Below are 22,183 nucleotides of genomic sequence, written 5' to 3'. Positions count from 1 at the left end.
CGACTGGGACGGCTGTCCCAAAACGTCTCGCTCGACGGCCCACTCCGGCTGCCGGATTCACGAGACCTCCGACGCCTCACGGCATAGAGTGTGAAATCGACAACAAATGTCCTCACATCAGTGCGACAACGGAGGCGATATGCCGGACATCACCAAGTTCTACATCGACGGCCAGTGGGTGGAACCCGCCGAGCTCAACGTCATCGACGTGATCAACCCGGCCACGGAGAAGGCCGCCGGGCAGGTCGCGATCGGAAGCGCCGCCGATGTCGACGCCGCGGTGGAAGCCGCCCGCCGCGCCTTCGAGACCTGGGGTCAGACCACCGTCGAGGAGCGCCTCGAGGTCATCAACCGGGTCATCGCCGAGTACCAGAACCGCATGGGCGACCTCGCCGCCGCGGTCACCGAGGAGATGGGCTCCCCCGTCGGCCTCACCAACGCCGCGCAGGTCCCGATCGGCCTCGGCCACCTGATGACCGCCGCCGCCCAGCTGCCCGGCTTCTCCTTCAGCGAGGACCGCGGCGGACACCGCATCGTCAAGGAGCCGATCGGCGTCTGCGGCTTCATCACGCCGTGGAACTGGCCGCTCAACCAGGTCATGTGCAAGGTCGCCCCGGCGCTGGCCACCGGCTGCACCATGGTGCTCAAGCCCTCCGAGGTGGCCCCGTTCTCTGCCGCCATCGTGGCCGAGATCTTCGACGCCGCAGGAGTTCCCGCCGGCGTGTTCAACCTCGTCAACGGTGACGGACCGGGCGTCGGCGCAGCGCTGGCCGCCCACCCCGACATCGACATGATCTCGTTCACCGGCTCCACCCGCGCAGGCATCGAGGTCGCCAAGACCGCGGCACCGTCGGTCAAGCGCGTCGCCCAGGAACTCGGCGGCAAGAGCCCGAACATCATCCTCGACGACGAGGATTTCGCGAAGAACGTCGCCGGCGGCATCGCGGCGATGATGATGAACTCCGGCCAGTCGTGCAACGCCCCGAGCCGCATGCTCGTGCCGTCCTCCCGCCTCGACGAGGTCGCCGAGATCGCGAAGTCGGTCGAGCCGAACATCACCGTCGGCGATCCGACGACCGACGTGCAGCTCGGCCCGGTGGTCTCCGAGGCACAGTTCGAGAAGATCCAGGGCCTCATCGAGCGGGCGATCGCCGACGGCGCCACCCCGGTCATCGGCGGCGCCGGACGCCCGGAGGGCCTCGAGACGGGCTACTACGTGAAGCCGACGGTGTTCACCAACGTCACCAACGACATGGAGATCGCCCGTACCGAGGTCTTCGGCCCGGTCCTCGTCGTGATCGCCTACGACTCGATCGACGAGGCGATCAAGATCGGCAACGACACCGAGTACGGCCTGGCCGGTTACGTCTCCGGCAAGGACATCGACGAGGTCCGCCGCATCGGTTCGCGCATCCGCGCGGGTTCGATCGGTCTCAACGGCGCCACGGTCGACCCGGTTGCACCGTTCGGTGGCTACAAGAAGAGCGGCAACGGCCGCGAATGGGGCGACTACGCCTTCGACGAGTTCCTCGAGGTCAAGTCGCTGCTCGGCTACGGCGTCTGACGCCACACCCTCTCGCACACAAGCCGGCGGGCACATCCACTGTGGATGTGCCCGCCGGTTTCTGTCCGGCCTCGTTTGTCCGGGCCTCGTTTGTCTGGGCTCAGGCCGGGGCGTCGGCGCGGAAGTCGTCGCGCTCGACGACCCAGGACACCGCCATCCCGGCAACGAGCCCCCAGAACGCCGACCCGATGTTCAGGACCGTCAGATCGGACACCGAGACCAGGAAGGTCACCAGCGCGCCCATCGTGAACCGGGAGCCGAATGCTCCGCGGAAAGCTCCCTGCAACGCACCGAGGAGCGCCAGACCGCCGACCGTGGCGATGAACGCCGCCGGCATCGCCTGCATGAGCGTCACGAACAAAGGCGCGAACACGCCGATCGCGATCGCCAGGACCCCGAAGGTCAACGCCGCGATGTAGTGGCGGTCGCGGCGGCCACCGGCAACAAGCAGCGCGTTGGTGGGACCGGTGAGGCACGACGAGATGGCCCCGACCGACGCCGCGAGTGCCGACCACAACCCGCTCGCCACGGTGATCACGTTGACCGGCGGATGGTGTCCGGCGCCGCGCAGCACCGCGACGCCCTGTCCGTTCTGCACGACGATCACGGTGATGGCCAGCGGCACCACCAGTTCCATCGCCGCCCGGACGGTGAACTCCGGGACGGTGAAGACCGGCGCCGCCACGATCGACGACGCCGGGGCATCGATGTGGAATGACCCGGTCGCGACGACCGCTATCGCGCCCACCACGAACGCGCCGATGATCGGCGGCACCCGCCGGCTCACCGCCCGATGACACTGGAGCGCGAAGAAGGCGACGACGATCGGAACCGCAACCCACGGGTCGGCTCCCACCGCGCCCACGATGTCGAGGCCGAACTGCAGGAACACACCGGCGACCATGCCCATCACGATGGGCATCGGTATCGCCGACATCGCCTGTCGCACACGGCCGGTCAGACCCACCAGGACGATCAGCAGGCCGGTCAGGAGAAACGCACCGACGACCTCGGCCCACCTCAGGTGCGCCAACGCCGAACCGACGAGCACCGTGCCGGGGATCGTCCAGGCGAAGCCCAGCGGCATCTGGTACACCCAGCTGGCGACCACCGTGAGGATCCCGTTGAGCACGAAGACCCCGAAGATCCACGACGTCAGCTGCGCGGTGGTGAGGTCACCCGCCGCACCTGCCGCGAGGATCACCGCCACCGGTCCCGACGCGGCGAAGATCAGTCCGATCAGTCCGTTCGCCAGGTAGGTCCCACCCGCGTCGCGCAGCATCGACGATGGGCTCGGACGGGTGGCGGTCGGCCGTTCGAAGCCGGTTGCGTACATGCGTCTCCTCGTGTCAGGTCTCTCGGCTGAGGCTAGTGACGCATTCGGCGAGGACAAGGACACATATTCCCGGGATTGATCGCCGGTGTTTATCGCAGGACGCCCACGCGTTGCATGGACCGTGACTACGATCGGCCTTCATGCTGATACCCACCGGCCCCGACTCGACGACCGTCCTCGATGTCGAGGTGACCGGCACCGGCGAGCCGCTTCTCCTCGTCGCCGGCATGTCCGCACATCGGGAGATGTGGACCGCCGAACTCCTCGACCGACTCACCCCGCACTTCGAGGTCGCCATCTACGACCACCGCGGCATCGGCGGGAGCAGCCGCGCCGAGGGTTCGTTCACGATCGCCGATCTCGCCGACGACGCGCGTGGCGTCCTCGACGGCCTCGGATGGGACGCCGCGCACGTCCTGGGCACGTCGATGGGCGGCATGATCGCCCAGGAGTTGACTCTCGACCACGCCGACCGCGTGCGCAGTGTCGTCCTCGGGTGCACCACCGCGGGAGGTCCGGGCGCAATCGGTACCTCCGGCGCGCTACGACTGGTCGAGGCCATCGCCTCCCGCGACGCAGCGCGCGTCGCCCGCACCGCATTCGAGGTCAACCTGTCCCCCGAGTTCTGTTCCGGTGACAGCGCATTCGAGAAGTTCACCAAGTTCTCCACACTGCGCAAGGTGCCGTCGGCGGTGGTCGCGGCCCAGGCGACGGCTTGTGCCGGCCACGACACCCGCGACCGGCTGGCCGACATCAGCGTCCCCACCACCGTCATCCACGGCGACGTCGACGAGGTCATCGGCGTCGCCGAGGGCGAACGTCTGGCCGCCGCCATCCCCGGCGCGTCCCTCGAGAAGTGGGCCGGTGTCGGTCACATGTTCTGGTGGGAGCGCCCCGAACAGACCGCCGAGATCGCCATCCGAACAGCGAAGGCGGCAGGCTGAACAGAGCGGCGTAACGCCGGTCGGGTCGTCGAACGACATTCTTGACATCGGCACCGACGCGATCCTCGGGTGGCCGCGTACGTCAGGAGCTCTATGTCGCACTCATCGCAGGCCCACCCTTCCGAGGCCCCCGGTTCAGAGGCCAACAGCCCGAAGCGCCGTCGTCTCTCGCCTCGCAGGCGGGTACTGACCGGCATCTCGGTCGTCGCCATCCTCACGCTCTGTCTGTTCGGGGCGAGCACGTTGCTGAACTCGTCGAACACGGCCAGCGCCCTGCGCGGTCACCCGGAGGTGCTGCGTCCGGGCTGCACCTGGGACAAGTCCGGTTACTTCGTGCAGAACTGCAAGGTGTGGTCGGAGTCCCAGAAGCGCGAGGTGATCGTCCAGATCCGCGCATCGAGCGGCAGTGACAGCGGTGTCTATCTGCTCGACGGCATGCGGGCCAGCGAGACCCGCTCGGCGTGGACCACCGATGTCCAGGCCGCCCGTGTCTACGACGCCAAGGCCGACACGACGCTGGTCATGCCGGTCGGCGGCGCGTCGTCGTTCTACACCGACTGGGACGGCGGTGCGGGCAGCGACAACACCATCATCAAGCAGGAGACCTTCCTGACCTCCGAGCTCCCCGCCTACCTGGAGAAGGAATTCGGCGTCGCCCGCAACAACAACGCGATCGTCGGTCTGTCGATGTCGGGCGGTCCCGCGGTGACCCTCGCCGAACGGCATCCCGAGCAGTTCAAGGTCGTCCAGGCGATGTCGGGTTACTACCAGACCGACAACCCCATCGGCGCCCTCGGCGTCTTCGCGACGCAGAGCCTGGTGTCGAACTACGTCAGCGGCATCGTCAACATGTGGGGAAAGCCGGGCGGGACCCGCTGGACCGACAACGACCCGTCGAAGAACGTCAGCAAGCTCGCGGAGAACGGCCAGGTACTGGTCATCTCGTCGGGCAACGGCTTCCTGACCCCGTCCGAACTGGCGAAGCTCGCCCCTCAGGACCAGATCTCGGCGATCGCGCTGGAGATCCTGTCCGCGGTGTCGACCGTGCTGATGCAGCTGCAGGCCAAGCAGTCCGGTGCGTCGGTGATCTCGCTGCCCAACTACGGCGGCCACACCTGGGAGAACTGGGGTCGCGCTCTCGGCGACGGAAAGGGTCACGTCCTCGAGGCGCTGCGCAACAACCCGCCGGTCACCGCGAAGACGACGGTCGTGTCGGCGTCGGGCAGCCCCGATCCCGAGGCACCCGCGAAGGTCACCATGGCCGTGAAGCAGGCCGCCGCGGCCTCCCCCGCCCTCGACGCCTCGATCCTGGCCGCCATGGAATCGACCGACGCCGCCTCCGCGTCGTCGGAGACCCCGTCGTCGTCGGAATCGGCTGCCCCGTCCGAGGCATCGGAGTCTGCTGCGCCGTCGAGCGATGACGTGTCGGCCTCCGTGCCCGCTGCACCCGAGTCGGCAGCGGCCGAATCCGCCGCCCCTGCAGAGGAATCCGCCGCCACGACGGGCCCCTCCGGACCGCAGCTCGCACCGTCGGCGCCGCCGGTCTCGGAGCAGCCCGCATCGTCGACGACGACCACCACCACGCAGGTTCGGTAAGCCTGCTCCGGCAAGAGAATCAGCAATAGGTATCGCTAGCAATAGGTATCGCTGAGCGATACCTATTGCTGACTCATCTGTCAGTCCGCGTCGATACCGACCGCAGCGGTTAGGTTTACGAGGTGAACTCCTCCGATCTCGCCGACCTCGTCGGCACCGACACCATCGCCGTGGTGATCGCGTCCGGGCTGATCCTGGTCTGGGGTCTGGCGCTGGGCGTGTGGAAGTACCACGGCATCCGCACGTCGCCCGAGCACACCGCGCACATCTACGTCGACATCGCTCACCGTGCGGCGCTCATGTATTCGTTCGCGACCCTCGTTCTGGCGGCACTCGTCGAGCTGAGTGCGTTCGGAGCGGTGGTCAACCTGGTGGCCGCCGCGGTGCCGATCGTGTTCTTCGTCGCCGCGATCGCCGCGTACTGCATCCACGGCGCTCTGCGCGACACCACGAACCAGTTCGACAAGCCGATGCCGGGGACATATCTGTTCATGCTCGCGCTGATCGTGGGTGAGATCGGCGGCGTGCTGGTGCTTCTCGCCGGCGTCGTCGTCCGCCTGACCTGACCGGCGGGAGCCCTACGACGCTGGCGAGTGCCGCTCCAACCAGCTCACGACCTCGTCGAGGACCACGTCCTGCTCGGGTTCGTTGAAGATCTCGTGGAACAAGTCGTCGTAGATGACCAGCGTCTTGTCCTCCGAACCCGCGAGCCGCTCGACGAGTTCGCTGCCCTTCGGGTCGGTGAGGGCGTCGGCGCCGCCGTGCATCACGAGCACCGGCAGCTGCAATGACGGCAGGCGCTCGGGGAACGACTGCATCGTTGCGATCATCGCCCCGCCCAGCCCGGCCGGGATCTTTCCGCGCGAGACCAGCGGATCGGCGTCGTAGGCCGCGACGACGGCCGGATCGCGGGAGATGCTCGACGAACTCAGCGCGGTGGTCGGCAGTCCCGGCGCGATCCGCCCGAGAATCGGCGCGACCTTGACCGCGAGCGGGGACAGGTCGTTCCCGGGCAGCACCGCGGCACCCGACAGGACGAGACCGTCGAGCTTCTCCTGATGATCGAGTGCGTAGTCGAGCGCGATACAACCGCCCATGCTGTGCCCGATGAGGAACGTCGGGAGAGCGTCGTCGGAGACGTGGGCGATGACGGTGTCGAGGTCGCCGGTGAACTCGCCGAAGCGTCGCAGGCGCATCCGCTTGCCGCCGGACCGTCCGTGACCGATGTGGTCGGGGATCGCCACCAGATAACCCGCGTCGACGAGGCGCTGGGCGACGTGACCGTACCGTCGACCGTGCTCGGCGAGTCCGTGGGCGATCACCACGACGCCGCGCGGATCGCCCTCTGGCCGGTGCACGTCGTAGACGATCGTCTGACCGTGCGGTCCGCGGAAACTGTGCTCTTCCGGTGTCATTCCCTGCTCTCTCGTTGCCTGCTCGTATGCCCTGCTCGTCCGAACCCGGATCAGTGGAGGCCGAACCGTGCCGCGACCGACCTGCCCGCGGACTCGAGCGCTCCGAGCGGACGAAGCGCGGCCTCCCCGATGCCGACCAGCACCTCCACCCGGGCGACGACCCGTTCGAGACGTGCCACGACATCGGACATCCGGCCGACGGTGGAATCCACGTTGTCGAGTGTTCCCGACATCCGCACGAGCGTCGCATCCAGCTTCTCGATCGTCGCGTCGAGGTTGCCCATGGTCGGGCCGAGGCCCTCCAGGGTCTCGCCCATGTCGGCGATGATCCCCTCGAGCTGCTCGACCGTCACGTCGGCGTTGAATGCCGCCTGCGCCAGCTTCTTGATGCGCTGACGCTCGGGCGGCTTCGATGACGAGGTGTCGACCATGGGCTGGATTATCGCCCACCGGTCGTCCGTCGGGAGAGCGAACGCGTGAGGAATAGTCCGACGCTCCCGGGGGTTGAGGCACACAGAGTTGCTCAAATTTGAGCGACTACCGAACGAAGGAGCACCCCATGCCCGCCGTCTCCGCCGACACCTTGACCCTGACGCGCCTGTCCTCACCCGGGGTCGACACCATCGAACGCCCCGTCCGTTCGGTCACGCGCGGACCGCGCGGATACGAGGGAGAAGGGTTCCCGGTCGTGCGTGCCTTCGCCGGCGTCTCCGCAGCCGACCTCGACCCCTTCATCCACATGGACCAGATGGGCGAGGTCGACTACGAGCCCGGCGAACCGCGGGGCACCTCATGGCATCCGCACCGCGGCTTCGAGACCGTGACGTACATGATCGACGGCCGGTTCGCCCACCAGGATTCCGCCGGGGGCGGCGGCCTCATCGAAGACGGGGCGACGCAATGGATGACGGCCGGGTCCGGCATCCTGCACATCGAGACGCCACCGGCCGAACTGGTCGAGTCCGGCGGACTGTTCCACGGCATCCAGCTGTGGGTGAACCTGCCCGCCAAGGACAAGTTCCTCCCGCCCAATTACCAGAATCTCGAGGGCGGTCAGGTGGGTCTGGTGACCTCCCCGGACGCCGGGTCGCTGATCCGGATCATCGCCGGCGAGATCGAGGGCCACCGCGGGCCGGGTTCCACGCACACGCCGATCACCTTGGCGCACGCCACCGTGCAACCGGGTGCGGCGGTGTCGATTCCGTGGAATCCCGAGTTCAACGCACTGGTCTACGTGCTGTCCGGGCGTGGACGGGTCGGCGCCGAAGGTCGCCCGATCGAACAGGGATCACTCGCGGTCCTCGGCAAGGGTGACCGGATCACCGTGGCCGCCGACGGCTCCCAGGACAGCAACCGTCCCGCGCTGGAGGTCCTGCTGCTCGGAGGTCAGCCGATCCGCGAGCGTGTGTTCCAGTACGGTCCGTTCGTCATGAACACCAAGCAGCAGCTCGTCGAGGCGATCGAGGACTACCAGGCCGGCCGACTCGGCGTCATCCCACCGGATGCGCTGATGCCGCACACCGTTCGCTGACCATGCCCCGACACTCCCCCGCCGCATCCGACGATCTGCAGGCCGCGTGGCGCGTCTTCATCGAGACCGCTGCGCGGCTGCAGACCATGCTCGACGACGACCTGCGTGCCACCGCCGGGATGAGTCTCGCGGACTACAGCATGTTGCTCATCCTGCACGAGAGCGAGGGCGGCCGACTGCGGATGCGAGATCTGTCGCATCGCATGGTGTTCTCGACGTCGCGTCTGTCCTACCAGGTCGACGCGATGGTCAGACGCGGTTGGCTGCAGCGCGAACGCGCCGCCGAGGACCGGCGCGGTAGTTATGCGGTGCTCACCGAGGCGGGGCGTGCCGCCTTCCGCGAAGCCGCCCACGACCACGGTCGATGCGTCGACGAGCTGTTCTTCAGCGCACTCCGCCCCTCGGACGGACGCGAACTGCGTGCGGTGATGGGAAAACTCGCCTCCCATCTCGACACCACCCACCCGAGAAATCAGGAGACCTGATGTCGCTCACCATCATCCGCGCCCGAGAGCGTCACCACTGGCGCAACGAGTGGCTCGAGTCCTGGCAGTCCTTCCCGGCGACGGGCAACTTCGACCTCGCGGCCAACGCCCACGGAGTCCTGCTGGTGCACAACGACGATCGGGTCGACGGGGGCGAGGGACTCGACCGTCATCAGCATCGCGACGCCGAGATCGTGACGTGGGTCCTCGACGGCGCACTGCGCCACCGCGATTCAGCGGGAAACGACGGCATCTTGAAACCCGGAGTGGTGCAACGCATGACGGCCGGTCGCGGGATCGCCCACAGCGAGGGCAACGCCACCGGCCGCCTCGACGGCACCGACCTTCGCGTCGTCCAGATGTGGGTCGCGCCCGACGAGGCCGGCCTCGAACCCGGATACGCCGAGGCCGACGTTACCGGTGCGCTGGCGAGCGGCGAACTCGTGGTCGTCGTCTCCGGACTGTCCCGCCACGCGACGACGACACCGGTGACGATCAACAACTCCGCCGCCGCCCTGCATGCCGCGCGGATGCCTGCCGACAAGACGGTGACGCTGCCCGACGCACCCTACGGTCACCTGTACGTCGCACGAGGGGGTGTCGCACTCGACGGACACACCCTCGGCGAGGGTGATGCCGTGCGCACGAGAAACGCCGGCGAGATCTTCCTACACAGCACCGGCGGAGCCGAGATCCTGTTCTGGGAGATGCACGCCGGCGTCGCCTGAGCCTGCTGCCGGGTCACCCGCCGAGCTGCGGTGCCACCTTCGACGCGACGAGGTCGAGATGGTCGAGGTCGTCGAGATCCAGTGTCTGGAGATACATTCGGGTGATACCGAGTTCGCGGTAGCTCTCGATCTTGGCCGCGACCTCGTCCGGCGTGCCCGCGGCGCCGTTCTCGCGCAGTTCGTCCGGCTCCCGGCCGATCGCCTCGGCGCGACGGCGGAACTCGGCTTCGGTGCTGCCGCAACACAAGACGAGTGCTCCCGAGTACGTCATCGTCTCGGGACGACGCCCTGCCGTGGCGCAGGCCGCGCGTACGTTGCCGATCAACTCGCGAGCGACGTCGACGGGCTGGAACACCACGTTGAACTCATCGGCGAACCGCGCCGCCAACGCCGGCGTGCGCTTCTTTCCGCTGCCACCGACGATGATCGGCGGGCGCGGGTTTTGCACCGGCTTCGGGAGTGCCGGCGAGTTGCTGATCCGGAAATGCTCACCGCGGTAGTCGAACTGACTGCCCTCGGGCGTACCCCACAGGCCGGTGATGATCTCGAAGCTCTCCTCGAGACGATCGAACCGTTCCTTGATCGGCGGGAACGGGATGCCGTAGGCCTCGTGCTCGGGCTCGTACCAGCCGGCACCGAGCCCCAGTTCGATTCGGCCGCCGCTCATCTGGTCGACGTTGGCGACCGCGATCGCGAACGGGCCCGGGAGGCGGAAGGTGGCCGACGAGACCAGCGTGCCGAGACGGATGCGCGAGGTCTCACGCGCGAGACCCGCCAGCGTGATCCACGCGTCGGACGGGCCCGGTAACCCGTCGCCACCCATGCCGCTGTAGTGGTCGGAGCGGAAGAAGGCGTCGTAGCCGAGATCCTCGGCCGCCTTCGCCATGGCGAGCAACTGATCGTAGGTCGCGCCTTGCTGGGGTTCGGTGAAAATTCGCAATTGCACGGTTTCAACTTACGCGCAATGGGCATCCACCTCGTGCGGGACGATTTCCCCGGCCGGCCATCCGGCCCCGCGGCGAATCCGAATCGCATGTGCACGACACCCCAACCCGGTACTCGCCGAGTACTCGACAAAGGAGTCCGAAAATGAAGACAGTTGCGCGTACAGCCCTCGGTTTCGTCGTCGCGGCGGCAGGTGCCACCGCGGTATCGCTCGCCGCCGCCCCGTCTGCGGGTGCAGCACCGTCGGTGTGCCCGGCCCTGCCCGGTCAGAGCTCCACGACGACCTCTTGTAGCGCCGAGTCCGGCCCCAACGGTCTCGCGCTCGCCATCACCGACAACGGCGGCCAGGCGAGCTCCACCGCGAACAACTTCGCCGGCCCCGCAGCCATCGCGCTGGGCCCGGGTGCCACCGTCACCATGACAGGTGAGCGCGGCGGCCTGGCCATCGGTATCGCCGGGCCCGGCGCCGAGGTCGTCGTCGACGGCAAGAACGGCCCGACCTGCAAGGGCGGTCCGGCGTTCGCCGGCGACTTCCAGACCTTCAAGGGCTGCAGGTCCTGATCCTTCGCACCTGCGGGTGCGAATGAGGCGACCGGCCTGGAGCCCTAGGGTCGGCCCGCTTCCACGATCTTCGCCGCCAGCAGCTTCGGATTGGTGAACATCACCTCATGCGAACCCGGCAGCTGCACGAGCCGGTACATACCCAGCCGCGACGACATCCGCGGATGCCAGCCCCACTCACCCGGCGGCAGCGCGATGTCCTCCGTCGCGTTGATGTAACTCTTGGGGATCTCACTCTGGTAGAACCGCGTGAGATCCAGTTTGTCGGCCATCGGCTGCAGCGGTTCCGGCGACAGCAGCTCGTAGGTCCGCGTCGCGGTCTCCAGATCGGCGTCCTGGATGAAGGCCTCCCGCCACACCGGAAACGGCAACATGACGGTGTTGTCATCGGTGGCGGTCGCCAGGCTTCTGAACAGTTCCCGGTAGTGAGGCGGAGCCTCGTCCATCAAGCTGTTGCCCGGCTGCGGCACAAAGGCATTCCAGAAGATCAACCGTTGAATCCGGTCGGGGATCTCCTCGGCGAGACGGGCGATCACGGTACCGCCGTAACTGTGACCGAGGAGCACAAAGTCCGTCAGGTCGTTGCTCTCCACATAATCGACGATCGATTTCACACAGTCATCGTGGGTCACGTTCTTGTCGACCCCCTTCCCGTGACCCGCAACGGTGGGACCGTGTGCGGTGTGGCCGAGAGCCTCGAGTTCGTTGATCACCGGCTCCCATAGCGGACCGTCGTGCCAGGAACCGTGAATCAGGACAAACGTAGTCATACGGACAACGTATGGACGGCATATAGTGACGCTCTACCCACAAAACGCAGGAGATGTCCGGAAAGCGAGCAGAACTGGCGATGCGCACGCCGCCGCCACCGGTCCTGGTGGACACCGCAGATCCGGATGAGGCTGCCGAACTCCTCGCCAGCAGCTACTGCCCGCACCGTGTTCACGTCGAAGGCACCTCACGGGAGTTTCGAGCCGTCCAAACCGAGGTCACGGTATCCGACGTCGCTATCCACACTCTCCGTTACGGCACGGACGTACGCATCGATCCGGACCCGCTGGGGGCCTGGGTGCTCGTGTCCACGCCGATGCGGGGCCGGCTCACGATCCGATCGGGCGCCGAGTCGCGCACCCTCACGCCGGGCGAATCCGTCGCCATCGACTCCTATCGCCCGTTCGAACTCACCTGGCGGCACAGCTGCCAACTCCGAACTCTCCGACTACCTCTCGCCTCCGTCGTCGAGGCCGCCCAGCTCATGGGCGCCGAAACCTCTCGCCCGGTGCGGTTCGGACTGGGCGACCCCGCGACACCGGCCTCGGCGCGCAGCTGGCAGTCCGTCGTCGCACTCGCTGAGCGGGATGCCCGGATGGCCGGCGAACTGAGCCGCTCACCACTTCTGAGCGGACAGATGTCGCGAATGATCGCGACCACACTCGTGGCAACCCATCCGCTACTGGCCACCTCCGGCGACGACCGGCCCGCTGTGCCGCGCCAGATCCGCAAGGCCGTCGAACTCATCGAACGCTCACCGGAGGAGGACCTCACCGCCACACGGCTCGCCGTCGCCGCCGGGGTCGGTGTCCGCGCACTGCAGGAGGGATTCCGGCAGCATCTGCAGATGAGCCCGACGGAGTATCTCCGACAGACGCGTCTCGAACGCGCGCACCATCGGCTTCTCCGGGAGAACCCGTCCACCGTCACCGTCGCGGAGATCGCCCACTCGTGGGGTTTCGGCAACCTTGGCCGCTTCTCCCAGATGTACCGCCTTCGCTACGGAAGACTGCCGTCACAGACCCTTCGCGACTGACGCCGAAGTCGTTCAGGAGAACAGGCCTCGCAGGTAGGCGGCCTGCCCGATGTGCTGCGCGTCGTCGTCGACGACGCTGACCAGCCGGACACCGAGCGTCACCGGCGGGTCCCAGTTGGTGTCGACAACCCGGTCCAGATCCGAATCCGCCAGCGACGCAATGTAGTCCACGCTGACGGCGTGTGTGGCGTCGTAGTAGTCGCGGAGCAAGCCGGCATCGTCGACGACGACGCGCGCCGCCTCCTCGGCCGAATGGCCGTAACCGATGTCGGCAGGCGAGAAGGGCAAGGCGAACCGGTCGACCCATCCGCCGGTCACCCACACCTCGTCGGTGCCGGCGACATCGGCGATGTGGGAGTCCTGGACACGCGCGAGATGCCACACCAGCCAGGCGATGGTGTTGGCGCCCGGCGCCGGCGCCCGATTCAGGACCTCCGAATCCGCGTCGTCGAGCACCGCGTGAACATTCTCGGAGATGCGTCCGAGACCGTCGATTAGCACATCTGTGGCGCGCATGCGGCAATTTTAGTTCGCCGTGCGCGCAAAGATGGCGGGTCTGCAGATCCGTCAGCATCATTCCTCCGGTGTCCGAACAGAACCAGCCTGCCGTGACCCCCGACAACGGCACGCGCTCCACCCGCAAGATCCGCTTCAACGCCTTCGACATGAATTGCGTTGCGCACCAGTCCCCGGGCCTGTGGCGCCATCCGAGCGACCGGTCGTGGAACTACAACACCATCGACTACTGGGTCGATCTCGCCCGTCTGCTGGAGACCGGCGGCTTCGACGGCCTGTTCATCGCCGACGTCCTCGGGACCTACGACGTCCTGTCCGGCACCGATGAAGCCGCGATCCGCCAGGGCGCCCAGATCCCCGTCAACGACCCACTCCTGCTGGTCTCGGCGATGGCGCACGCGACCGAGAACCTCGGATTCGGCGTCACCACCGCAACCGGTTTCGAGCATCCCTACCCGTTCGCGCGCCGCATGTCGACGCTCGATCACCTGACCCGGGGCCGTGTCGGCTGGAACGTCGTGACCGGTTACCTGCCGTCGGGTGCACGCAACATGGGCGACGACGACCAGCTCGCGCACGACGACCGCTACGACCACGCCGACGAGTACCTGACCGTGCTCTACAAGCTCTGGGAGGGTTCGTGGGAGCGTGACGCGGTGCGTCGCGACCGCGAGGCGGGCATCTTCGCCGACCCCGCCAAGGTCCACCACATCGGTCACGAGGGCAAGCACTTCAAGGTCCCGGGCATCCATCTGTCCGAACCGTCGCCGCAGGGCTCGCCGGTCATCTACCAGGCCGGTGCCTCTCCCCGCGGGCGCCGCTTCGCGGCAGAGAACGCCGAGGCGATCTTCGTCGGTGCGCCGACCAAGGCGATCCTGCGCAACGTGGTCAGCCAGATCCGCGAGGAACTCGTCCTGGCAGGCCGCGATCCGTACGACGCCAAGATCTACACGCTGCTCACCATCATCACCGACTCGACGCCCGAGGCGGCGCGCGCGAAAGCCGCCGAATACCAGTCCTATGCCAGCGAAGAGGGTGCGCTGGTCCTCATGTCCGGATGGATGGGCATCGACCTCGCGAGCTACGACATCGACGAGCCGATCGGCAACGTGGAGAGCAACGCCATCCAGTCGGCGGTTGCGGCGTTCCAGCAGGCCTCCGACAGCGGCGAGGAATGGCGCGTCCGCGAGATCGCGGCCTGGGGCGGCATCGGCGGTATGGGCCCCGTCCTGATCGGCTCGGGCGACGAGGTCGCCGAGCAGCTGCAGGACTGGGTCGCCGAGACCGACGTCGACGGCTTCAACGTCGCCTACGCCGTCACCCCGGGTTCCTTCGAGGACATCGTCACCCACGTGATCCCCGCCCTCGAGCGCCGCGGCGTCTACGACCGTGAGTACGTCCCGGGCACCCTGCGCCACAAGCTCTTCGGCCGTGGCGACCACCTGCCCGAGAACCACCGCGGTTCGACCTACCGGGTCGGCGGCGTGAACTCCACGATCGACGACTCGATCCGTGAGCGCAACCGCCTCGCCGCCGCCGGGACGAAGTGATCGGGACCGCACGATGATCGAAGTCGTTGGACTCACCAAGGTTTTCGGGGTCGGTTCGCCGAACCCGACCACTGTTCTCGACGAAGTGGAGTTCACCGTCGACTCCGGCGAGATCTTCGCCGTCGTCGGCCCGTCCGGCGCAGGCAAGAGCACGCTCGCACGCTGCCTCAACCTCTTGGAACGCCCTACGTCGGGCAAGGTCGTCGTCAACGGTGAGGACCTCACCGCCCTCGGCACCTCCGGACTGCGCGACGCCCGGCGCCGGATCGGCACGGTCTTCCAGTCGGCGAGCCTCCTCTCGCGGCGGACCGCGGCCCAGAACGTCGCCCTGCCGCTGGAATACCTGGGCGCGACGAAGGCGTCCACCCAGTCACGGGTCGCCGACCTGCTCGACCTGGTGGGCCTGGCCGACAAGGCCGACCTGTACCCCCACCAGCTCTCGGGCGGGCAGCGTCAACGTGTGGGCATCGCACGTGCACTGGCGCTGAAGCCGTCGGTGCTGCTGTCGGACGAGGCCACCTCCGGACTCGACCCGGCCGCCACCGACACCTTCCTCCGGCTGCTGGCCGAGGTCCGGGACGAGTTGGGCCTCGCGGTCGTCTTCATCACGCACGAGATGGACACCATCGTGCGTGTCGCCGACACCGTCGGTCGACTCGACCACGGTCGGATCGTCGAGCACGGACGTCTCGAAGAGCTCGTGTTGGACCCCGATTCCGTTCTCGGACGGGCTCTCCGGCCCCGGGGCCCCAGCGCGTCCGCGACCGACGACCAGACCGCGGTCAACGTCGTCTACAACTCGACGACCGTGCCGGCCGACTGGCTCACCCGCCTCGGCGGAAGCCTGGGCATCGCGATCTCGGTCCTCGGAGCCAATGTCCAGACCATCGACGGCACCGCCTTCGGCGATCTCACCGTCTCCGTCCCGGCCGGCCATGCGTCGGCATTCGTCGGTGCGGCAAGCGAACTCGGACTCGCCGCGCGCGTCGGGGAAGCACCTGCACCGGATACCGATCCCGTCGGCGGTCTCGAGGACCGGGCCGCCAGCGACGCGCTCGAGAAGAAGAAGGCGGAGGTGGCAGCATGAGCACGATCAACCTGGCGGCCATCACCGTGCCGCTCGGCGAGATCCCCGATCTGCTGTGGCCGGCGTTCATCGACACGGTCCTCATGGTCAGCATCGTGATGGTCGTCGTCCTCGTCGTCGGCGTCCCGCTCGGCGCGCTGGTCCACAACCTCGCCCCCGGCGGGCTTTTCGAGAACCGTGCGCTGCACACGCCGCTGTCGTGGGTCATCAGCATCGGCCGCTCGTTGCCGTTCCTGGTGCTGATGACGGCGATCATCCCGTTCACCCGCCTCGTCACCGGCACCAACATCGGAATCGCCGCGGCGGTCGTCCCGATGTCGATCGCCGGTATCGCCTTCTTCACCCGCATCGTGGAGAACTCGCTGCGGTCGGTGCCGGCGTCGACGATCGACGTCGCCCGCGCCTCTGGCGGATCGAACGCCCAGATCATCTGGAAGGCACAGGTTCCCGAGGCACTGCCGAGCATCGTGGGCGGCCTGACCATCAACACCATCGCGATGATCGAGTACTCGACCATCGCCGGCACGATCGGCGCCGGCGGCCTCGGTTACGTGGCGGTCACCTACGGCTACCAGCGATTCGACCAGGGCGTCATGGTCGCCACGATCATCGTCCTCGTGATCACCGTGGCGCTCATCCAGCTGGCCGGCGACGCGCTCGCGCGCAGCCTCAACCCGGTGACCTCCAAGCGCGTCAACCACTGACCCCGGGCCTCCCGGTCGTCGCACACACTCGCCTTACATCACCTCCACCACACACTTGAAAGGTCCAGCCATGTCTCAAGACACCGGTTCCGCCACCGGCGTGTCGGGCACCTCGTCCGAAACACCGCCTCCTGCAGGCAATTCCGACATCGAGATCTCCAAGCGGCGACGCTGGCCGTTGATCGCCGGCGCCCTGGTCGTCGTCGCCGTGCTCGCCGGTGTGCTGGGCTGGCGCTTCCTCGGCTCGGATGAGGCCTCCCCCAACGAGACCCCGGGCGCGACGTTGACCGTGGTCACCGCCGAGGGCAACGCCGCCGAGCAGGCCCTCGTCGAGTTCATCGCCGAAGAGGTCGCGCCGAAGTACGACATCAAGGTCGCGTTCAAGGGCCTCGCCGACTCGACGACCCTGAATCGCGCGGTCAGCGACGGCGAGGTCGCGGGCACCATCTACCAGCACAAGCTGTGGCTGTCACAGGTCCTCGAGGCCAACCCCGACTTCAAGGAAGTCGCCGCCACGCCCGTCTTCCGTTGGGGTTTCGGCATCTGGTCGGACAAGTACAAGACCCCCCAGGACCTCCCGCAGAACGCGAAGGTCTCGCTCTACTCCGATCCCGCGAACGAGGCCCAGGGCCTCTGGCTGCTGGAGCGCGCCGGCCTGATCACCCTCAAGCCCGGCATCGACAAGTGGAAGGCGACCCAGAAGGACATCGCCACCAACCCGCGCAACCTGCAGTTCGTGCTGCTCGACTTCGCCGCGCAGTCCCGATCGCTGGCCGATCTCGACGCCACCGTCGGCTACACCGAGTACTACCTGGCCGCGAACATCCCGATCGAGAAGCAGATCTACGCTCCCCCGGCACCCGACGAGTTCGCCGGACAGCTGACCATCGGGACCGAGTGGGAGAACACCGACAACATCAAGAACCTCGTCGCCGCGTTCAAAGATCCCGCCGTGCAGGAGTTCCTGGCCACCGATCCGCAGGTGAAGAACATCCTCCTGCCGCTGTAGGTCACGATCTGTGACGCGTTTCCACGCACCACCGCCGGACGCCCGGGTCGCATACCGCGATCCGGGCGCTTCCGCATAGGCTCACCGGCGTGGAGCGCAAACATCACGGTCACCCGCACTCGCTGACCGACATCTCCCACACGCTGTCCCCGTTCGCCCGGTGGCTGGTCATCGGGACACTGGCGGTCACCGCGGTGGCCGTGGCCATCGGCATGGTCGTCCTGTGGCCGTCGGATGCCGAGCATCCGGTGCCCACCCAGTTCCGGTCGGCCGACGGCGGGTCGATCCAGACGGTGAACGGCGAGGTCGTCGACCAGTTCCGCGCCAATTGCCTGAACCCGGCGGCGGGCGCGGTCCTCGAGACCGCCGACATCCCCGTCAACCCGGTCGCCGACGGCCCCTGCATCCTCAACGCGGTGCGCTTCGACTCCGGCGAGGTCGAGGGGCGGTACACGGTGCTGGAGATCCCGACCAAGGGCGCACAGTCCGGCGCCGAACCAGGCCCCGCGGGCGCGCCCGTACCGGGATCGCTCGACCAACCCCAGGCCGGTCAGCCCACGCTGCACGTCGGCGACGCGATCCGCCTGTCCACTGTCCCCGGCCCGGAGGGCGACCGGTACACGTTCTTCGACTTCCAGCGCGGCACCGCCACGATCATCTGGGCGATCCTGTTCATCGCGGCCATCGTGCTGGTCGCGGCATGGCGCGGCTTCCGGTCGATCATCGGCCTCGCGTTCGCCTTCATCGTCCTCGGCGTGTTCACCCTGCCGGCCATCCTCGACGGTTCGTCTCCGGTCGCCGTCGCGGTGGTGTCCTCGGCGGTGATCCTGTTTGTCGTCCTCTACCTCGCGCACGGCGTCAGCCTCCGCACGAGTTCGGCCCTTCTGGGCACCCTGACCTCACTGCTGATGGCCGGTCTGCTGAGCTGGCTCGCGATCAAGACGATGAACCTGACCGGCCTGTCCGGCGACCAGACCACCAACCTGCAGGTCTATCAGGGCAACATCTCGGTCAGCGGCCTCCTGCTCGCCGGATTCATCATCGGCACGCTCGGCGTCCTCAACGACGTGACCATCACGCAGGCGTCGGCGGCCTTCGAGTTGGCCGCCGCCGGTGAACCCACCCGGCTCGCGACCTTCAAGGCTGCGATGCGCGTCGGCCGCGACCACATCGCGAGCACCGTCTACACGCTGGTCTTCGCCTACGCCGGCAGCGCCCTGCCGCTGATGCTGCTGTTCTCGGTGGCTCAGCAACCGCTCGGTGGCCTGCTCACCACCGACGTGGTGGCCGTCGAACTGGCCCGATCCTTCGTCGGCGGCATTGCGATCGCCCTGTCGGTTCCGCTGACCACCGCGATCGCCGCAGCCCTCTGCCGCCCCGCCGGCACACCCGCGTCCGCGCCCGCGCACGCGGCGAGCTGAGTCCGACCGCTCAGCAGCGACCCTTGGGCAGCTCGGCCAGATTCTTGCCGAGCCAGTTGCCGAGTCGGGTGAGCATCTTGGTGCCGTCGGTGAACGATCCGCTCCGCGGGATCGCCGCCATCGACACCGCGACCTGACCGTCGACCGTGCTGATGATGCCGAGCTGACGCACCAGGTGGCCGCCGGATTTCGACGTGGCCGGTCCCCAGCCGCCCTTGACGGCGGTCACCGCTCCCTTGTTCCGGCCGACCTCGGCGATCCCCCACTGCTGATTCGGGGCGACATCACTCATCAACCGGATGATGTTCTCGCTACCGGGAAGACACGGCAGGTGCGCACCGAACAACGCCTGATCACGCAGCGCCCACGAGGTGTAACCCGGGAACGACGCCGGGGTGTCGACCTCCGATGAGACGTGCGTCCGGGTGTCGTGCCCCTCGCGGAGCACCGCGGTCACGGCGTCGACAGAGGCATGACCACCGCCGAGCACACCCCACAGCTCACCCGCGGCGTCGTTGTCGGAGAAGGTGATCGCCTTGCTCTCCATCACCGCGACGGCCGGCCCGCGCTTGCGTTGGGCCGCCAGCGAGACCGGCACCTTCATCGTCGACCACGCCCGCCCCGCCTTGAGCGATCCCAGCGAGATGACCTGGTCGCCGCCGATCGGTGCGATCGCGACGCCGAGCTGTCCGGGGAGCGACTTCTTCATCGACTTCTGGAGTGCGGCGTAGCTCTTGGCCAGCTTCTTCTCGACGGGCTCCGGCGGGGTGAACCAGGATGCGAACGGTTCGGGCAGCGGCGGTAGCGCTGGGAGCGGCACCGCGTTGGCGCTCCCGGTTCCGACGACGACGGACATCATCAAGGCTCCGATGACCAACGCGCACCGAGTCACAACTTTCACAATATTCTCCTGAGTCACTTTAGAAACAGAAGACTACTGCGCCCGTTGGACGGGTGACCAGCTCGTATACCCAATCGGGACCTTGTTGCGACCGGGAGCCGTCGTCAGGCGTCGCAGCGGCCGCGCGGCAACCGGGTCATGTTGGCGTCGAGCCAGCCGGCCACCGCATTCAGTGCCGCGATCCCCGCCGTCATCGATCCGCCGACCGCGCTCATCGCCACCGCTGTCCGCTGGCCGTCGCGGTAGGTGAACAGGCCGATCTGCCGCACGAGGTATCCGTCCGACATCCCCGGGCCCCAGCCGCCCTTCACGGCGGTGGCCCGAGGCGCCTGCATGACCTCGACACCCCATTGCTGGTTTCCGGCGACCTCCCCCATGAGGGTGACCACCGACCGCGCACCGTCGAGGCATGGGAGGTGTGCGGTGAAGGTCGCGGCGTCGGGTAGCGCCCAGATCGTCTGCCCGAAGATCGTGTATCCCGGTCGGCGTGGCGTCGCGGGGACGACCGTGGTGGTGTCACCACCGTCCCGCAGAACAGCGGTGACCGCGTCGGCCGCCGGCTGGCCGCCGCCCAGTGAGGCCCACAGCGCCTCGGCGGAGCCGTTGTCGGAGTTGATGATCGCCGCGGAGGCGGCGGGGATCGGCCCGTTCTGACGTTCGGCGGCGACCGCGAGCGGCACCTTGATCGTCGACCACGCGACCCGAGGAGTGGTGTCCCCCAGGGTCAGCGCGGGGACCGCATCGCCACCTACCGGCGCGACCGCGATGCCGACGGTCAGCCCGGTCGACGACGCGACCTTCCGGAAGCTCGCGGCCAGTGCGCCGTACGGGGCAGAACCCGACGGCGCCCCGGGAGCCCCGACGGAGGTCGACGGTGTCTGCGGCACCGACGGTGTGGAGGTCACGGTCACGGTGACCGGGCTGATCGGAGCCGGATCGGCGGGGGTCGTGCACCCGGCAGCGACGGCCACGACACAACCGAGGGCCATTGCCACGGACTTCATCCGCTGTGGAGTCGTCATCAGTAGATGTGCACCACCGCGTCGTTCCCGCCGCGGCATGCCACGATCGCGCCCTCGGGGACACAGCTCATCGCATACGACTGACCGGTGACCGGACTCGCCGCGGTCACCACCCGCGGGGACCGGTCCTGTCCCGCGCGGAAGTACGCGTCGCGGACCGCGAAGGCGAACGGACAGCTGGTCACCGACGTCCCCACTCCGACCGTCCCGTCGCACGGCGCGGACCCCGGCGGCGGCGACGCCGGTGCGCGGGGCCCCTGGGGTGCGTTCTCGACGGTCGGCGGGGCGACCGTCTCGGTGACGGTCGGGGTGGTCGGCTCGGCGGCCTGCTCCGAACTGCCGCCACCCGAGTCGGCGAGCAGGATGCCGACGACGACGGCGATGCCCACCAGGACGATCGCGATCAGACCGAGAAGGATCGGTATCGCGGTCGAGCGCCGCTGCCCGGGTTGCGGATAGGGCGGATAACCGGGCGGCGGCCCGTAGGCCGGATACTGCTGGGGCCCTGAGTAGTACGGCGGAGCCACGATCTGCTGCGACTCACCGAAGGTCTGCGGACCGGACATCTGCCGGGTTCCGGGGGCGTTCTCGGGACCGGTCGTCTGGCGGATCTGAGTCGGTTCGTGGGCCGAGTCGACGGGTGCGATGACGGTGTGGGGCGCCTTGATGATGCTGGTCGCCGGGTCGGCGGGCGCCTTCTCGAGCGAGACACCGGTCAGTGCTGCACGGGCGGCCGCGGCCAGTTCCCGCGCCGACCGGTAGCGCTCGGACGGGTCGGCGGCGAGGCCCTTGCGGATGACCGCGTCCATCGCCGGAGGGACCTCGGCGTTGACCGAACTGGGTGCGGGCGGAGGCGACAGCACCGCCGCCTTGATCGCGGCGCTCGCGGTCTTCGCCGGATGGGGCACCTGGCCGGTGAGGCATTCGAACAGCACACAGGTGAGGCCGTAGATGTCGGTCCCGGGTCCCGGCGATGCCGCGTCGAACAGCTCCGGCGCCATGTACGCGATCGAGCCGACAGCGGTACCGGTCTGCGTGAGATGGGTGTCGTCGGCGCCGTA

General features: G+C 68.0%; 23 protein-coding genes. 14 read left to right on the top strand and 9 right to left on the bottom strand.

Annotated elements, in window-relative coordinates; all coding sequences use genetic code 11:
- The first annotated feature begins 139 nt into the window (after nucleotides 1-139).
- Entirely contained in the window at nucleotides 140-1,564 is a 1,425-nt protein-coding gene (locus OK17_RS03905) for an aldehyde dehydrogenase family protein (protein WP_154882982.1), read from the top strand.
- Between the two features lie 100 nt (nucleotides 1,565-1,664).
- On the opposite strand, the gene OK17_RS03900 is transcribed toward OK17_RS03905, so the two are convergent.
- Nucleotides 1,665-2,900 (bottom strand): benzoate/H(+) symporter BenE family transporter, encoded by a 1,236-nt coding sequence (locus tag OK17_RS03900; protein WP_461416724.1) that lies wholly within the window; start codon nucleotides 2,898-2,900, stop codon nucleotides 1,665-1,667.
- A 140-nt stretch (nucleotides 2,901-3,040) separates the two neighbouring features.
- Here OK17_RS03900 and OK17_RS03895 point away from each other — a divergent pair, with 140 nt between their 5' ends.
- From OK17_RS03895 to OK17_RS03885, 3 genes are all read left to right on the top strand, one after another.
- Nucleotides 3,041-3,844 carry an alpha/beta fold hydrolase gene (locus OK17_RS03895; protein ID WP_461416723.1) on the top strand — a complete coding sequence of 268 codons (804 nt, stop codon included), beginning with the start codon at nucleotides 3,041-3,043 and terminating at the stop codon, nucleotides 3,842-3,844.
- A gap of 93 nt (nucleotides 3,845-3,937) precedes the next feature.
- The gene (locus OK17_RS03890; protein WP_461416722.1) at nucleotides 3,938-5,440 is read left to right on the top strand and encodes an alpha/beta hydrolase; all 1,503 of its coding nucleotides are present in this window, start codon (nucleotides 3,938-3,940) and stop codon (nucleotides 5,438-5,440) included.
- Between the two features lie 122 nt (nucleotides 5,441-5,562).
- Nucleotides 5,563-6,006: a hypothetical protein gene (locus OK17_RS03885; protein ID WP_461416721.1), complete on the top strand. Its 444-nt coding sequence runs from the start codon at nucleotides 5,563-5,565 to the stop codon at nucleotides 6,004-6,006.
- Nucleotides 6,007-6,018: 12 nt separating this feature from the next.
- On the opposite strand, the gene OK17_RS03880 is transcribed toward OK17_RS03885, so the two are convergent.
- Both OK17_RS03880 and OK17_RS03875 read right to left on the bottom strand, forming a co-directional pair.
- Nucleotides 6,019-6,855 (bottom strand): lysophospholipase, encoded by an 837-nt coding sequence (locus OK17_RS03880; RefSeq protein WP_461416720.1) that lies wholly within the window; start codon nucleotides 6,853-6,855, stop codon nucleotides 6,019-6,021.
- A 50-nt stretch (nucleotides 6,856-6,905) separates the two neighbouring features.
- Nucleotides 6,906-7,286: a hypothetical protein gene (locus OK17_RS03875; protein WP_232719203.1), complete on the bottom strand. Its 381-nt coding sequence runs from the start codon at nucleotides 7,284-7,286 to the stop codon at nucleotides 6,906-6,908.
- A 128-nt stretch (nucleotides 7,287-7,414) separates the two neighbouring features.
- Between OK17_RS03875 and OK17_RS03870 the strand changes: the two genes are divergently transcribed.
- From OK17_RS03870 to OK17_RS03860, 3 genes are read left to right on the top strand one after another with little or no spacing between them, the layout of a single operon-like run.
- Complete coding sequence (locus OK17_RS03870) at nucleotides 7,415-8,386, top strand: pirin family protein (RefSeq protein WP_461416719.1); 972 nt, start codon at nucleotides 7,415-7,417, stop codon at nucleotides 8,384-8,386.
- A 2-nt stretch (nucleotides 8,387-8,388) separates the two neighbouring features.
- Complete coding sequence (locus OK17_RS03865) at nucleotides 8,389-8,871, top strand: MarR family winged helix-turn-helix transcriptional regulator (RefSeq protein WP_461416717.1); 483 nt, start codon at nucleotides 8,389-8,391, stop codon at nucleotides 8,869-8,871.
- On the top strand, nucleotides 8,871-9,599 hold the full coding sequence (locus OK17_RS03860; protein WP_461416716.1) for a pirin family protein: 729 nt from the start codon (nucleotides 8,871-8,873) through the stop codon (nucleotides 9,597-9,599). Before OK17_RS03865 ends, OK17_RS03860 begins: the two co-directional genes overlap by 1 nt.
- A gap of 13 nt (nucleotides 9,600-9,612) precedes the next feature.
- On the opposite strand, the gene OK17_RS03855 is transcribed toward OK17_RS03860, so the two are convergent.
- Nucleotides 9,613-10,545 carry an LLM class F420-dependent oxidoreductase gene (locus tag OK17_RS03855; RefSeq protein ID WP_461416715.1) on the bottom strand — a complete coding sequence of 311 codons (933 nt, stop codon included), beginning with the start codon at nucleotides 10,543-10,545 and terminating at the stop codon, nucleotides 9,613-9,615.
- Nucleotides 10,546-10,688: 143 nt separating this feature from the next.
- Between OK17_RS03855 and OK17_RS03850 the strand changes: the two genes are divergently transcribed.
- The gene (locus OK17_RS03850; RefSeq protein ID WP_461416714.1) at nucleotides 10,689-11,105 is read left to right on the top strand and encodes a DUF6764 family protein; all 417 of its coding nucleotides are present in this window, start codon (nucleotides 10,689-10,691) and stop codon (nucleotides 11,103-11,105) included.
- Nucleotides 11,106-11,149: 44 nt separating this feature from the next.
- Here OK17_RS03850 and OK17_RS03845 read toward each other — a convergent pair whose 3' ends face one another.
- Nucleotides 11,150-11,875 carry an alpha/beta fold hydrolase gene (locus OK17_RS03845; protein ID WP_461416713.1) on the bottom strand — a complete coding sequence of 242 codons (726 nt, stop codon included), beginning with the start codon at nucleotides 11,873-11,875 and terminating at the stop codon, nucleotides 11,150-11,152.
- A 53-nt stretch (nucleotides 11,876-11,928) separates the two neighbouring features.
- Between OK17_RS03845 and OK17_RS03840 the strand changes: the two genes are divergently transcribed.
- A complete protein-coding gene (locus tag OK17_RS03840; protein ID WP_232719209.1) occupies nucleotides 11,929-12,912 on the top strand; it encodes an AraC family transcriptional regulator in 984 nt (327 codons plus the stop codon).
- Nucleotides 12,913-12,924: 12 nt separating this feature from the next.
- Here the strand turns inward: OK17_RS03840 and OK17_RS03835 are convergent, their stop codons facing one another.
- Entirely contained in the window at nucleotides 12,925-13,428 is a 504-nt protein-coding gene (locus OK17_RS03835; protein WP_232719210.1) for a mycothiol transferase, read from the bottom strand.
- 92 nt (nucleotides 13,429-13,520) lie between these two features.
- Here OK17_RS03835 and OK17_RS03830 point away from each other — a divergent pair, with 92 nt between their 5' ends.
- From OK17_RS03830 to OK17_RS03810, 5 genes are all read left to right on the top strand, one after another.
- Complete coding sequence (locus OK17_RS03830) at nucleotides 13,521-14,978, top strand: LLM class flavin-dependent oxidoreductase (protein ID WP_308196031.1); 1,458 nt, start codon at nucleotides 13,521-13,523, stop codon at nucleotides 14,976-14,978.
- A 13-nt stretch (nucleotides 14,979-14,991) separates the two neighbouring features.
- Nucleotides 14,992-16,065, top strand: coding sequence for a methionine ABC transporter ATP-binding protein (locus OK17_RS03825; RefSeq protein WP_461416712.1), 1,074 nt, complete (start codon nucleotides 14,992-14,994; stop codon nucleotides 16,063-16,065).
- Nucleotides 16,062-16,769, top strand: a complete 708-nt coding sequence (locus OK17_RS03820) for a methionine ABC transporter permease (RefSeq protein WP_232719212.1) — start codon at nucleotides 16,062-16,064, stop codon at nucleotides 16,767-16,769. Before OK17_RS03825 ends, OK17_RS03820 begins: the two co-directional genes overlap by 4 nt.
- 70 nt (nucleotides 16,770-16,839) lie before the next feature.
- Nucleotides 16,840-17,778, top strand: coding sequence for a MetQ/NlpA family ABC transporter substrate-binding protein (locus tag OK17_RS03815; protein WP_006867468.1), 939 nt, complete (start codon nucleotides 16,840-16,842; stop codon nucleotides 17,776-17,778).
- Nucleotides 17,779-17,867: 89 nt separating this feature from the next.
- On the top strand, nucleotides 17,868-19,199 hold the full coding sequence (locus tag OK17_RS03810) for a YibE/F family protein (RefSeq protein ID WP_232719213.1): 1,332 nt from the start codon (nucleotides 17,868-17,870) through the stop codon (nucleotides 19,197-19,199).
- A gap of 10 nt (nucleotides 19,200-19,209) precedes the next feature.
- Here OK17_RS03810 and OK17_RS03805 read toward each other — a convergent pair whose 3' ends face one another.
- The 3 genes from OK17_RS03805 to OK17_RS03795 form a co-directional block, all read right to left on the bottom strand.
- Entirely contained in the window at nucleotides 19,210-20,055 is an 846-nt protein-coding gene (locus OK17_RS03805) for a hypothetical protein (protein WP_232719264.1), read from the bottom strand.
- Nucleotides 20,056-20,204: 149 nt separating this feature from the next.
- Nucleotides 20,205-21,122 (bottom strand): serine hydrolase, encoded by a 918-nt coding sequence (locus OK17_RS03800; protein ID WP_461416711.1) that lies wholly within the window; start codon nucleotides 21,120-21,122, stop codon nucleotides 20,205-20,207.
- Nucleotides 21,122-22,183, bottom strand: a 1,062-nt coding sequence (locus OK17_RS03795; RefSeq protein ID WP_461416710.1) for a serine/threonine-protein kinase, incomplete at its 5' end; no start/stop codon positions are given. The genes OK17_RS03795 and OK17_RS03800, both read right to left, overlap by 1 nt.

The organism is Gordonia sp. GN26, from assembly GCF_054823965.1.
The sequence above is the reverse complement of the archived record's forward strand: the minus strand, read 5'-3'. Positions and strand labels throughout refer to the sequence as shown.

Bases quoted from the DNA above. Each gene is read 5' to 3' on its own strand.
- OK17_RS03905 (WP_154882982.1), top strand. From the start codon at position 140: ATGCCGGACATCACCAAGTTCTACATCGACGGCCAGTGGGTGGAACCC.
- OK17_RS03900 (WP_461416724.1), bottom strand. From the start codon at position 2,900: ATGTACGCAACCGGCTTCGAACGGCCGACCGCCACCCGTCCGAGCCCA.
- OK17_RS03895 (WP_461416723.1), top strand. From the start codon at position 3,041: ATGCTGATACCCACCGGCCCCGACTCGACGACCGTCCTCGATGTCGAG.
- OK17_RS03890 (WP_461416722.1), top strand. From the start codon at position 3,938: ATGTCGCACTCATCGCAGGCCCACCCTTCCGAGGCCCCCGGTTCAGAG.
- OK17_RS03880 (WP_461416720.1), bottom strand. From the start codon at position 6,855: ATGACACCGGAAGAGCACAGTTTCCGCGGACCGCACGGTCAGACGATC.
- OK17_RS03875 (WP_232719203.1), bottom strand. From the start codon at position 7,286: ATGGTCGACACCTCGTCATCGAAGCCGCCCGAGCGTCAGCGCATCAAG.
- OK17_RS03870 (WP_461416719.1), top strand. From the start codon at position 7,415: ATGCCCGCCGTCTCCGCCGACACCTTGACCCTGACGCGCCTGTCCTCA.
- OK17_RS03865 (WP_461416717.1), top strand. From the start codon at position 8,389: ATGCCCCGACACTCCCCCGCCGCATCCGACGATCTGCAGGCCGCGTGG.
- OK17_RS03860 (WP_461416716.1), top strand. From the start codon at position 8,871: ATGTCGCTCACCATCATCCGCGCCCGAGAGCGTCACCACTGGCGCAAC.
- OK17_RS03850 (WP_461416714.1), top strand. From the start codon at position 10,689: ATGAAGACAGTTGCGCGTACAGCCCTCGGTTTCGTCGTCGCGGCGGCA.
- OK17_RS03845 (WP_461416713.1), bottom strand. From the start codon at position 11,875: ATGACTACGTTTGTCCTGATTCACGGTTCCTGGCACGACGGTCCGCTA.
- OK17_RS03840 (WP_232719209.1), top strand. From the start codon at position 11,929: ATGTCCGGAAAGCGAGCAGAACTGGCGATGCGCACGCCGCCGCCACCG.
- OK17_RS03835 (WP_232719210.1), bottom strand. From the start codon at position 13,428: ATGCGCGCCACAGATGTGCTAATCGACGGTCTCGGACGCATCTCCGAG.
- OK17_RS03825 (WP_461416712.1), top strand. From the start codon at position 14,992: ATGATCGAAGTCGTTGGACTCACCAAGGTTTTCGGGGTCGGTTCGCCG.
- OK17_RS03820 (WP_232719212.1), top strand. From the start codon at position 16,062: ATGAGCACGATCAACCTGGCGGCCATCACCGTGCCGCTCGGCGAGATC.
- OK17_RS03815 (WP_006867468.1), top strand. From the start codon at position 16,840: ATGTCTCAAGACACCGGTTCCGCCACCGGCGTGTCGGGCACCTCGTCC.
- OK17_RS03805 (WP_232719264.1), bottom strand. From the start codon at position 20,055: ATGTCCGTCGTCGTCGGAACCGGGAGCGCCAACGCGGTGCCGCTCCCA.
- OK17_RS03800 (WP_461416711.1), bottom strand. From the start codon at position 21,122: ATGACGACTCCACAGCGGATGAAGTCCGTGGCAATGGCCCTCGGTTGT.